Source organism: Actinoplanes sp. 13, assembly GCF_056134165.1.
Genome location: NZ_JBVYOQ010000002.1, coordinates 379,961 through 391,461, shown reverse-complemented (window position 1 = coordinate 391,461; position 11,501 = coordinate 379,961). Strand labels below are relative to the sequence as shown.

Sequence of the window (11,501 nt, the reverse complement as noted above, 5' to 3'; positions counted from 1 at the left end):
GGTCCGGGCCCATGACACCGGGCTTCGGGCGGCTGTGGACGGCGTACGCGATCAGCGCCTTCGGCACCTGGCTGGCCTTCGACGCCTTTCCGCTGATCGCGATCCTGGCGCTGGACGCGAGCCCGGCGCAGGTGTCGCTGCTCGCCGCGGCCGGCCTGGCCGTCGGCGCCGTGGTGGCCGTGCCGCTGGGCCCGTGGGTGGAGTTCCGCCGCAAGCGCCCGGTGATGATCGCGATGGACCTGATCCGCTTCGCCGCGCTGCTCACCGTCCCGGCCGCCTACGCGCTCGGCCTGCTCACCCTGCTCCAGCTGATCGTCGTCTCGGTGGTGGTCGCCGCCGCCGACATCACGTTCACCGCGGCCACCGGCGCGTTCCTCAAGTGGCTGGTGCCGCCCGGCGAGCTGCTCACCGCGAACGCCCGGTTCGAGTCGACGATGTGGGTGGCGACAGTCCTCGGCCCGCCTGCCGGCGGCGCCGCGGCCGGGCTTTTCGGGCCGGTCCTGACGGTCACCGCCAACGCGGCCAGCTTCGTGGCCTCCGCCGTTGCGCTGCGCTCGGCCGGCAGCGCCGAGCCCGCGCCGGACCGGCGGCCGGCGCCGCGCCGGACAGCGGTGCTGGCGGGCTGGCGCTACCTGCTCACCGAACCACGGCTGCGGCGGCTCTTCCTCAACGTGGTGCTGGTCAACTCGCTGATCATGGCGTCCGCGCCGCTGCTCGCCGTGCTCCTGCTGCGGACGCTCGGCTTCCCGCCCTGGCAGTACGGCCTGGCCTTCGCCGTGCCGTGCCTGGGTGGCCTGCTCGGGTCCCGCCTGGCGCGCCGGCTGGTGGCCCGGCACGGGCAGCAGCGGGTGCTCGTCGTGGCGGGCACGCTGCGGGCCTGCTGGCCGGTCGGGCTGGCGTTCGCCGGCCCGGGCTGGACCGGTCTGGCACTGGTGATGGTGGTGGAGTTCGGGCTGATCACCTGCGCCGGGGTGTTCAACCCGGTGCTCGCCACCGAACGGCTGGAGCTGACCGCCCCGGACCGGGTGGCGAGGGTGCTGACCGCCTGGTCGGTGAGCACGAAAGCGGCGACCGCCGGGTGCACGGCTCTGTGGGGGCTGGTGGCGGCGGTCGCCGGGGTGCGCGGCGCGATCGCGGCCGCGGGCGTGCTGCTGATGCTGACGCCGCTGCTGCTGATCCGGTTGCCGCGGCGGGCAGCAGTGCTGAGCCGGACAGCGGCCGCCTGAAAACCTTCAGTCCGCCGCCCGGCGACCGAACAGTCCCTGCGTTCGGATCGCTCGATGAGACAAGGACGGCTCGGCAGTGCAGACTTCCGCGGTTTACGACCAGATTCCCGTCGTCCAGGCCACCGGCCGGGGCAGCACCACCCTCTCCGCGTTCCACGACGCGCTGGTCGCGGCCGACATCGCGGTCTACAACCTGGTCCGCCTGTCGAGCGTGATCCCGCCCGGCACGGCGGTCGACCCGTCCGGCAAGGGCCCGGTGCCGCAGGGCGCCTGGGGCGACAAGCTGTACTGCGTCTACGCCGAGCAGTACGCCACCGAGCCGGGCGAGCAGGCCTGGGCCGGCATCGGCTGGGTGCAGCGCCTCGACGGGCAGGGCGGCCTGTTCGTGGAGCACGAGGGCACCAGCGAGGGCTACGTCATCCAGGCGATCAAGAACAGCCTCCGAGACGTGATCCGGGGCCACGAGGAGGCGTTCACCGATCCCGACTTCGTGGTGCACGGCGCGGTCTGCGAGGGCGAGCCGGTCTGCGCGCTGGTGGTCGCCCCGTACGAGACCGCCACCTGGGCCGGCGCCCCGCGCGGCTGACCCGGGCGCGCCGCGCGCACACAGACGTCGATTCCGGCCGGTGTGGCCCCCGTCACCGGCCGGAATCGCGCATCCCCGGCCGGGGTTCGCGCTGACATGACGACTATCGGACTCATCGGCAGCGGCAACATCGGCGGCACCGTGGCACGCCTGGCGGTGGCCGCCGGCCACCACGTGGTGCTGAGCAACTCCCGCGGCCCCGAGACCCTCAAGGATCTGGTCGCCGAGCTCGGCCCCGGGGCCCGCGCCGCGACCCCCGCCGAGGCTGCCGCGGCCGGCGACATCGTGGTGGTGACCGTGCCGTTCCGGGCCTACCGCGACGTCCCGGCGGAGCCCCTGGCCGGCAAGGTGGTCATCGACACGAACAACTACTACCCGGCCCGTGACGGCGTCTTCGCCGAGCTGGAGGACGGCTCGGCCACCTCCAGCGAGCTGCTGCAGAAGCACCTCGGCGGGGCACACGTGGTGAAGGCGTTCAACAACATCTACTTCGAGCACCTGCACCATCTCGCCCGCCCGTCCGGCGCCCCCGACCGCTCGGCGCTGCCGATCGCCGGCGACGATGCGGACGCGAAGGCCACCGTCACCGCGTTCCTCGACACGCTCGGCTACGACACCGTCGACGCCGGCCCGCTCGCCGAGAGCTGGCGGACCCAACCGGACACGCCGGTCTACGGCGGCCCGTACGGGGCATATGGAGAAGTGCCGGGGACCCCGGCGGGCGCCGCGGTCATCCGCGAGCGGCTCGCGGCGGCCCGGCCCGGGACAGCCTGAGACCTTCCTCCAGGCGAGGCCCGCCGCCAACGGGGCGTCGGCGGCGGGCCTCGCCGCCCTCTCCCACCCCGGTTCGCACTGTGGGGACTTCGGGTGCGCTCCGCACCCGAAGTCCCCACGCTCGGCATTTCCGCCGCCGGCCCGCCGCGGCGAGCGCGGGCGGGTGGATGAGGCGGTGGGTCCGCCGGGTGGGTGACAAGTGACGGATCAAGGACTTCTCTCTTTTCACCGAAAAGAATTGCGTCCACCAATACGACCCGCCATTGATCGTGGATTTGCGGGGCGAATTTCGCATCGAGGGCCGCCCCGGCCGGCACCGCGCCAACGAAAGAGATCCACTCCGGAGTTTCCAGGGTCAGCCGATCGGGCCAGGCCAGACACCACCCTCACACCGCGTGACCGGACCGAGGAAATGGAGCCTTCGGCCGACACCCACTCCCCCGCCGGTCCATTATGCGGGCAGCCGTTCGGCCATTTCAAATTGATGTGAGTTTTACTCGCATTCCTTATGACAATTGCTACTGCCGTCGTCCCGACGCATTTGCCATCGTGGGTGCAAGGCCGCGGGCCGGTGGTGCGCCGTGGCCGCACCCGGGTGCGGAGACGAGCGGGAGGGTGCCGTGCCGACGGCGATCAAGAAACGGCTGAACGAGCTGGGGCTGCGCAGCCGGCTCCGCGCCCGCCCTCGGACCCAGGGGCGCATCCTGGCGCCGGCCGGGCTGCTGCGCCGGCTGCCGAGCGCCCCCGGCCTCTACTTCCCCTTCTACCACGACGTCCTCCCGGAGTACGGCGAGGATCTGCGCCACCATCTGCGCACGCTCAGCCGGATCGGCCCGATGGTCTCCTGGGGCGAGTCGCTCGACATCCTCGCCGGGCGGCGGCCGCTGACCGGCCCGGTGTTCTGCCTCTCCTTCGACGACGCCCACCTCACCTGGCGTGACGTCGCCGCGCCGCTGCTGCTGGAGATGCGTGTGCCGGCGATGTTCTTCCTGACCTCCGGCCTGGTCGGCCGCCCGGGGAACCTCAGCTGGCGGGACTGCCGCGACCTGGTGGCCGCCGGGTTCGACTTCGGCTCGCACACCGTCACGCACACCCGCCTCGCCGATCAGGACGACGCCGCGGCCGCGCACGAGATCGCCGACTCGAAACGCCACATCGAGGACGAGCTCGGCGTCGAGATCCGCGACTTCGCCGCGCCGTTCGGTCATCCGGCCGTCGATTTCTCCGACCGCGACGTGCGCACCGCCCGCGAGGCGGGTTATCGCAGCTTCTCGACCACGCTGCGCCCGGCCATGCACCCGGGTGACTCCCCGATGTTCATCCACCGGCAGGGCCTGCACCCGGCCTGGCCGATCATGGCAGTGCGGACCCGCGTCCATGACTGACTCCCGCATCTTCCTCTCTCCGCCGGACGTCAGCGATCTGGAGCGAAAGCTGCTCCTGGCGGCCTTCGACTCGAACTGGGTGGCCCCGGTCGGCCCGGATCTGGACGCCTTCGAGGCGCAGGTCGCCGAGCTGGTCGGCGTGCGGCACGCGGTCGCGCTGAGCAGCGGCACCGCGGCGCTGCACCTGGCGCTGATCGCGGCCGGGGTGCGGCGCGGCGACACCGTCCTGGTCCCGTCGTTCACGTTCGCCGCCACCGCCAACGCGGTCGCCTATCTGGGGGCCCGCCCGGTCTTCGTGGACAGCACGACGGAGAGCTGGAACGTCGACCCGGACCTGGTCGCCGAGGAGCTGAAGGAGCGGGCGGACCACGGGCAGCTGCCGCGCGCGGTGATCGCCGTCGACATGTACGGGCAGTGTGCCGACTACGACCGGCTGCTGGACGCCTGCGACCGCTACGGCGTGCCGCTGATCGAGGACGCCGCGGAGGCGCTCGGCGCGACCTACCGGGGACGCGGCGCCGGCTCGTTCGGCCTGGCCGGGGTCCTGTCGTTCAACGGCAACAAAATCATCACCACCGGTGGCGGCGGGATGCTGGTCACCGGCGACGACCGGGTCGCCCGGCAGGCCCGGCACCTGTCCACCCAGGCGCGCGAGCCGGCCCGGCACTACGAGCACCGCACCGTCGGCTACAACTACCGGCTCAGCAACCTGCTCGCCGCCGTCGGCCGGGGCCAGGTGCTCCGGCTGGAGCAGATGATCGCCGCCCGGCGCGCGACGTTCGCGTTCTACCGGGCCGAGCTGACCGGCCTGGAGATCATGCCGATCGCCGGTTACGGCGTCCCGAACTTCTGGCTGACCTGCATGCTGGCCGCCGACGGCAACCAGCGCGACCACATCCTCGACGAGCTGGCCCGGCAGGACATCGAGGCGCGGCCGGCCTGGAAACCGATGCATCTGCAGCCGGCCTTCGCCGACTGCCGGACACGCGGCGGCGGGGTCAGCGCCGACCTCTTCCGCCGGGGCCTGTGCCTGCCGAGCGGGTCCGCCCTCACCGCCGCCGACCGGGAGCGGGTCGTGGCAGCGGTCCGCTCCGCCCAGAAGGGATGACGGGGCGGACATGCGCATCGTCTACATCCATCAGTACTACTGCAACCCGCGGATGGCCGGGGGGATCCGGTCGTACGAGCAGGCCCGCCGGCTGGTCGCGCGCGGCCATACGGTCGACGTGATCACCACCGACATCACGCCCGGCGCCCGGGAGATGGGGTGGCGGGTGACCGAGGAGGACGGGGTGACCGTCCACTGGTTCCGCGTCCCCTACAACAACAACATGTCGTACGCCCGGCGCCTGCGGGCCTTCGCCGAGTTCATGGTCCTGGCCGGTGTGAGAGCGGCCCGTCTCAAGGCCGACCTGGTCTTCGCCACCAGCACCCCGCTGACCGTGGCCGTGCCCGGCGTGCTCGCCGCGCGGCTGCGCCGGGTGCCGTTCGTGTTCGAGGTGCGCGACCTCTGGCCGGAGGTGCCGATCGAGATGGGCGCGCTGCGCAACCCGGTCCTCAAGCGGGTGGCCGGCTCGCTCGCCCACTTCGCCTACAGCAACGCCGCCGAGGTCGTCGCCCTCTCCCCCGGGATGGCCGCCGGTGTCACCGCGCGCCGGCCGGGCACGCCCACCACGGTCATCCCGAACGCCGCCGACCTGGACCTGTTCGCGGTCGACGCCGAACAGGTGCACCGCTTCCGGGCCCGGCACGACTGGCTGGGTGACCGGCCGCTGCTCGTCTACACCGGTGCGCTCGGTGCGGTGAACGGCGTGGAATACCTGGTCCGGGCCTTCCGCCGGATCCGCGAGCTGGACCCGGAGAGCCAGCTGCTGATCGTCGGGCACGGCAAGGAGTGGGAGGCCACCCGGCAGCTCGCGGCGGACAACCCGAACGTGCACATGTGGGAGAAGGTGCCGAAATCGGAGCTGCCGGTGATCCTCGGCGCGGCCACCATGTCGTCCAGCACGGTCCGCCCGATCCGCGGTCTGTGGGACAACTCGGCGAACAAGTTCTTCGACGCGCTCGCCGCGTCCCGGCCGATCGCCATCAACTACGGCGGCTGGCAGGCCGACCTGCTGCACCAGACGGGCGCCGGCCTGGTGCTCGACCCGGAGGACGCCGACGGGGCCGGCGAGGTCCTGGCCCGGCACCTGCGTGACGACCTCTGGCTGCGGCGCGCGCGGGAGGCGGCGCACCGGCTGGCCGTCGAGCAGTTCTCCCGGGATCTGCTCTTCGACCGTTTCGAAGAAGTCCTGAACCGGGCCGCCGCGGGCCGGGCAGTCCTGACGAGCGGGGGATAGTCAGCGTGGAACTGCTTGCGTACGTGCGGGCCTGCCGGCGCCGATGGCTCTGGCTCGTGGTCCCGGTGCTGGTGGCCGCCGCGCTGGCGGCCGGCCTCACCCTGTCCGGAGCGCCCGGCTACCGCTCCTCGATGATTCTCTTCGTCACCGGCGGCAACGGCGATCCGGACGCCGACGCGCGCCGGCTGAACTCGTACATCGCACTGCTGACCGGTCCCCGGGTGGCACAGGGCGTGGTGGACCGGGTCGGCCCGGAGCTCACCCCGGACCAGGTGCAGGAGAGCCTCTCCGCGCAGGTGCGCGAGGGCACCGACCTGCTGGTCATCTCGGCCACCGCCGGGTCCGCCGAGCGGAGCCGGCAGATCGTCACCACCGCCGCCTCGGTGCTGGTCAGCCTGGCCCGGCAGATCGGCACCTCCGGCGTGCCGGAGGGGCCGGCGCCCGCGGTCTCGATCGTGCAGGACGCGGTGACCGCTGAGGAGCCGGACAACCTGGTCCGCAACGTCGGTTTCGCGGCCGTGCTCGGGCTGCTGATCGGCGCCGTCGCGGTGGCTGTGCGGGAGGCGACCGCCCGGACCGCCGCCGAGGAGGACGACCTGCGCCGGCTCGGCCTGGACACGGTCGGGACGATCTCGCTGGGCGGCCGCACCGGCCGCGGCGAGCACCCGGATCAGGCTCTCGCCGAGGCGTTCCGGCGGTTGCGCAGCCTGATCCCGGGGCTCGCCGATCCGGAGGGCACCGGCCGGGGGCGGTCGCTGCTGCTCACCGGCTCGCACCGGAAGGAGGGCACCACCGCGGTGACCTGCGGGCTGGCCATCGCGATGGCCGAGACCGGCGCCCGGGTGGTGCTCGTCGACGCGAACCTGCGCAACCCCGGGGTGGGTCGTTACCTGGCGCTGAACACCGCTCCCGGTCTCGCCGAGGTGCTCGCCGGCACGGCCCGGGTGCCGGACGTGCTGCAGAGCTCGCTGAACGGGCGGGTCACGGTGCTGCCGGCCGGCGAGCACGCCCCCGATCCGGGCGAGATCCTGGCCTCGCCGCGGCTGCGGGCGACGGTCCGCACGCTGACCGAGCGCTTCGACATCGTGCTCGTCGACGCTCCGGCCCTGCACGGGGTCGCCGACGCGACGGTGCTCAGCCAGGTGACCGACAAGGCCCTGCTGGTGGTGCGGGCCAACCACACCCGGACGGCCGACGTGCGCAAGTCGATGGACCTGCTGGAACGGGTCGGCGGGCACCTGGCCGGCGCGGTGCTCAACGCGCTGCCGCGCAAGTTGCCGACCGGCAAGGACTGGCACGAGGTGGTGGCCGAGGTGCAGCCGGCCGAGGCCGGTCTCGGCCTGTTCGGCGGGGCGCGGATGGACGACACGTTCGTCTCGCTGCCGACGGTCGGCACCGCCCGCGGGCGGGCCCGGGTGGTGAAGGAGACGATCGACGCGGAGGAGGACGACAAGGCCCGCGGCTGGGCGAAGGTCTTCACCACCCCGGCGCCCGACGTGCCGGTGCAGCGCAATCCGGAGGAGGACGAGGAAGCGGGCAAGGACGGGGATGACTGAGGTCATCTCGCCCGCGCCACGCCGGCCGGCCGCGTTCGTCGGTGGCCTGCTGCGCGAGCCGTACGTGCAGCTTCTCGCCTCGCAGGTGCTCACCGGCGGCGTCGCGCTGGCCGCCAACATCCTGATGGTCCGCTCGCTGACCCCCACCCACCGCGGTGAGGTCGCGCTGATGCTCCAGGTCGTCTATCTGGCCACCCAGGTTCTTCTGCTCGGCACCGAGCGCGCCTTCGTGGCGGGCTACCACCGGGTCTCCCCGGCGCCGGCCGTCCGCGCGTACGCCCGGCTGCTCCTCGTCCCGTACGCGTTGTTCCTGACCACCGCCGTGGTCTACGCCGTCGTCGCGCCGGACCGGCTCACCCCCGGCCCGGTGATCATCGCGATGCTGGCGTGGTACGCGCTGATCGAGGCCGGCAGCCTCGCCACCCGGTCGATCGCGATCGCCGTGGGCCGGGTCCGCGACTTCCTGGTGTCCCGGGTGATCGAGGCGTTGCTGCTGCTCGCGACGCTGATCGGTCTCTATCTGACCGGCGCCGCCAACCCGGTCGTCTGGTTCCTGGCCTATCTGTTCGCCGGCGCCCTGCCCACCGCCGTCTACACGATCGTCTGGCTGCGGCTGCCGGTGACCACGGACGCCGCACCGGTGCTGCCCGGGCAGAACCGGCTGGTCCGCCGGGAGGGCCTGGCGCTGTTCCCGGCCGCGTTGTCCAACATGGCCATGCTGCGGGTGGACCGCCTGGTCATCCCGGCGCTCGCGTCGACCGCCGCGCTCGGCATCTACACGTCGGTCGCGACGATGACCGAGCTGCTCGCGTGGCCGCTCCGGGCGTACGCCGACTCCCGTCTCGGCCGGTGGCGGGCCGCCCACAACGACGGCGGCCTGCCGGTGCGCCCGATCGTCGTCGCCGCGGCCGGCTACGCGCTGGTGGTCGTCCCGATCGTGGCCGGCGTGCTGTACCTGTTGGTCGAGCCGGTCTTCGGTCACGAGTACGCGCCGGCCAAGGCGGTGGTGCTGCCGCTGGTCGTCGCCGCCGGCCTGTACGGGGTGTCCCGGGTCAGCCTGGGCCTGCTCATCGCCAAGGGGCACAGCGGCCTCGTCTCGACGGCCGAGATCCTCGGCTTCGTGGTGAGCTTCGCGGCGTACCTCGTGCTCATCCCGAAGCTCGGCGTCCTCGGCGCCGCCTACGGCTCGCTGCTCGGCTACGGAACCTGCCTGGTCTTCGCGCTGGTCACGACGATGGTGGCGAAGGACCGGTGACCTCGCGGGCCTTCTTCGCACCGGGACTGATGCTGGTCCTGGTGACGATCGGCGGCCGGTACACGCTGGACCGGGCCGGCCTGGTCGAGCTCGCATGGGTGGACCTGCGGGTGATCGGCCTGATCATCGCGCTGGTCCTGCTGGCCGTCGACGCGGCCCGCCGTACCCCGGGTGGCCGGCCCGGATCCGCGCGCAGAGAGGGCTGGCTGATCGCCGCCGTCCTGTTCTTCGTCTTCCAGATCGCGTCCGCGCTCTGGGCCCCGCCCGCCTCGCGGGTCGGCCCGCAGACCCTGGACCTGGTCCTGCTGATCGTCCTGGTGCTGGCCTTCTACGCGTACGCCGTGGGCGACCCCGACCGCGCCCTGCTGATCGTCTTCCGGTTGCTGTTCGTGGTCGCGATCGTCTTCGCCCTCGCCGCCATCTTCATCAGCGGCCCCGGCGAGCAGGGCCGGTACTCCGCGTTCGGTGGCGGCCCCAACGTGTTCGTCCGGATCGAGATCCTCGGCGCGATCAGCGCGGTCGCCCTGTTCATGCTCACCGGCCGGCTCTGGCCGCTGCTGGTGACCCCGCTCTTCCTGCTCGCCGCGGTGCTCTCCGGGTCCCGGGCCGGCCTGCTCGCGGGCGCCGCCGTCGGGTTCGCCGCGCTGCTGAAGCTGCGGCACCGGCTCCGCACCGGCCCGGTGGTGGCCGCGGGCGTGGTGCTGGTGGTCGCCGGGGCCGCGCTCTGGGCGTTCGCCCCGCCCGCCTTCACCGACCTGTTCCAGGAACGGTTCGTTGAGCAGACCGTGCAGGAACAATATCTCTCCGACCGGACGTCGATCTGGGCCGCAGCGTGGCATCTCTTCCTCGACCGCCCGGTCGCCGGCGCCGGGCTGGACGGCTTCTACGGCGCGATCGGCGTCAACCAGATGGTCGAGTACCCCCACAACTACGTGCTCGGCGTCGCGGCCGAGGGCGGTCTGATCGGGCTCGGCCTGATGACCGTCTCATTGGTGCTGTGGACCCGGGTCGTGCGCGGCGGCGGGCAGCGGCCGCAGCTGACCGGCCTGGCCGTGGCGTCCGCCGTGTTCGTGGCGCTGAGCAGCCTCTTCTCCGGCGACTACTACGACTCGCGGCTCGCCTGGATCTTCGCGGCCCTGGCGGCCGCGGCGGCGCTGACCCCGGCCGTGCCGGCGGAGGAACCGGTGCGCCCGCGGACCGGACGAGAGCCGGTCACCCGATGAGCGAGGCGAACCCACGCCGGTTCACCCGGCGCACCATGCTGATCGGGCTCGGCCTGGGCACCGCGGTGGCCGCCACCGCCGCCGCGCACAGCCTTCGAAGCAGCGGCGACGACGTCACGGAGGTCCGTGAGCCGGTGCCCGGCGCGGCCCCCGCCACCCAGGACGTCACCAGGATCAAACCGGTCGAGTTCTGGACCGGCGTCTTCATGAAGAGCTGGGACTTCGCCTACCGCAACGGCGTTCCGCTGAGCCGCTCGGTGGACAGCCGCGACCACTACGACCTGGCCTACGACGTCGACGGCTGCGTGGCCATGTTCCGGGCCACCGGCGAGCGGCGCTTCCTGGACCGGGCGCTGACGTTCGTGGAGAACGTCGTCGCCACCGCCCGGCCCTCGACCTCGCTGCCGGACAGCCAGTTCCAGGACGAGTACCTCGGGTGGGCGTCGCGCAGCTCCGGGGAGGGCGGCGACGAGGTGCCGCTCTACGAGAGCTACTTCTGGCGGTACGCGACGTCGCTGCTGGTCGCGATGCGGGACCAGCGCGCCTACGCGGAGCGGTACCAGAAGATCCTGGACTTCGCCGAGGTGCACGTCTTCCAGAAGTGGTTCCAGCGCGGCGCCGACGACACCGTCTATCGCGAGCGCACCCACATGGCCGCGCACTGGGCCCTGATCGCGGGCAACCTCGCCCGGCTCACCACCGACGCCGGCCGCCGCGCGCGGTACGCAACGGTCGCCGACACGATCAGCACCCGGCTGCGCGGGCAGCTGCGGCGCAACCCGGTGGAGCCGACCGCCTATTTCTGGAGTGACGTCTGGGACTCGGCGAAACGTCCCGGCCAGGACGTCGGCCACGGCAACGGCGTGATCGCGTACGTGGTGGAGTCCCGGGACTGGTCCGCCAAGGACATGGCGGCCTTCTCGGCGCTGCTCACCAAGGTGGTCTGGCCGTCCGGCACCACCTATCACGAGTTCGTCGACGGCACCGGCTCGGACAACGGCTGGTTCGCCGACGGCTTCGTGAAGCTGGGCCGGTACGACCCCGCCGTGCAGCTCCGGCTGGAGAAACACCAGGTGGTGAACGATCAGTTCGCCGCGAACATGGCGCTCAACGCCCGCCTGCTGCGGTCGTAGGGGCGGAAAGGAGACAAGGCG

The 11,501-nt window shown here is 72.6% G+C and carries 10 protein-coding genes; all 10 read left to right on the top strand.

The genetic code is table 11. The annotated features are described in order from the left end of the window. Positions 1–11 precede the first annotated feature (11 nt). The 10 genes from AC0NH5_RS06370 to AC0NH5_RS06325 all read left to right on the top strand — a co-directional run bounded on the left by AC0NH5_RS06370 (position 12) and on the right by AC0NH5_RS06325 (position 11,480). On the top strand, positions 12–1,226 hold the full coding sequence (locus AC0NH5_RS06370) for an MFS transporter (protein ID WP_474400897.1): 1,215 nt from the start codon (positions 12–14) through the stop codon (positions 1,224–1,226). A 76-nt stretch (positions 1,227–1,302) separates the two neighbouring features. Then, positions 1,303–1,812: a pyruvoyl-dependent arginine decarboxylase gene (locus tag AC0NH5_RS06365; protein WP_474400895.1), complete on the top strand. Its 510-nt coding sequence runs from the start codon at positions 1,303–1,305 to the stop codon at positions 1,810–1,812. Positions 1,813–1,854: 42 nt separating this feature from the next. Continuing rightward, positions 1,855–2,586, top strand: a complete 732-nt coding sequence (locus tag AC0NH5_RS06360) for an NADPH-dependent F420 reductase (RefSeq protein WP_474400893.1) — start codon at positions 1,855–1,857, stop codon at positions 2,584–2,586. A 620-nt stretch (positions 2,587–3,206) separates the two neighbouring features. Further along, complete coding sequence (locus tag AC0NH5_RS06355) at positions 3,207–3,971, top strand: polysaccharide deacetylase family protein (RefSeq protein WP_474400892.1); 765 nt, start codon at positions 3,207–3,209, stop codon at positions 3,969–3,971. Beyond that, positions 3,964–5,079: an aminotransferase class I/II-fold pyridoxal phosphate-dependent enzyme gene (locus tag AC0NH5_RS06350; RefSeq protein ID WP_474400890.1), complete on the top strand. Its 1,116-nt coding sequence runs from the start codon at positions 3,964–3,966 to the stop codon at positions 5,077–5,079. The genes AC0NH5_RS06355 and AC0NH5_RS06350 overlap by 8 nt, the downstream gene beginning before the upstream one ends. A 10-nt stretch (positions 5,080–5,089) precedes the next feature. Next, positions 5,090–6,313 (top strand): glycosyltransferase family 4 protein, encoded by a 1,224-nt coding sequence (locus AC0NH5_RS06345; protein WP_474400888.1) that lies wholly within the window; start codon positions 5,090–5,092, stop codon positions 6,311–6,313. Positions 6,314–6,318: 5 nt separating this feature from the next. Beyond that, positions 6,319–7,869: a tyrosine-protein kinase domain-containing protein gene (locus AC0NH5_RS06340; protein WP_474400886.1), complete on the top strand. Its 1,551-nt coding sequence runs from the start codon at positions 6,319–6,321 to the stop codon at positions 7,867–7,869. Further along, a complete protein-coding gene (locus AC0NH5_RS06335; protein WP_474400884.1) occupies positions 7,862–9,124 on the top strand; it encodes a lipopolysaccharide biosynthesis protein in 1,263 nt (420 codons plus the stop codon). Before AC0NH5_RS06340 ends, AC0NH5_RS06335 begins: the two co-directional genes overlap by 8 nt. Further along, positions 9,121–10,347, top strand: coding sequence for an O-antigen ligase family protein (locus tag AC0NH5_RS06330; protein WP_474400882.1), 1,227 nt, complete (start codon positions 9,121–9,123; stop codon positions 10,345–10,347). Before AC0NH5_RS06335 ends, AC0NH5_RS06330 begins: the two co-directional genes overlap by 4 nt. Continuing rightward, a complete protein-coding gene (locus AC0NH5_RS06325) occupies positions 10,344–11,480 on the top strand; it encodes a hypothetical protein (protein WP_474400880.1) in 1,137 nt (378 codons plus the stop codon). The genes AC0NH5_RS06330 and AC0NH5_RS06325 overlap by 4 nt, the downstream gene beginning before the upstream one ends. Positions 11,481–11,501 lie beyond the last annotated feature (21 nt).

Excerpts from the sequence above, each read along its gene's own strand:
- AC0NH5_RS06350 (WP_474400890.1), top strand. The coding sequence starts at position 3,964 with ATGACTGACTCCCGCATCTTCCTCTCTCCGCCGGACGTCAGCGATCTG.
- AC0NH5_RS06370 (WP_474400897.1), top strand. The coding sequence starts at position 12 with ATGACACCGGGCTTCGGGCGGCTGTGGACGGCGTACGCGATCAGCGCC.
- AC0NH5_RS06335 (WP_474400884.1), top strand. The coding sequence starts at position 7,862 with ATGACTGAGGTCATCTCGCCCGCGCCACGCCGGCCGGCCGCGTTCGTC.
- AC0NH5_RS06345 (WP_474400888.1), top strand. The coding sequence starts at position 5,090 with ATGCGCATCGTCTACATCCATCAGTACTACTGCAACCCGCGGATGGCC.
- AC0NH5_RS06325 (WP_474400880.1), top strand. The coding sequence starts at position 10,344 with ATGAGCGAGGCGAACCCACGCCGGTTCACCCGGCGCACCATGCTGATC.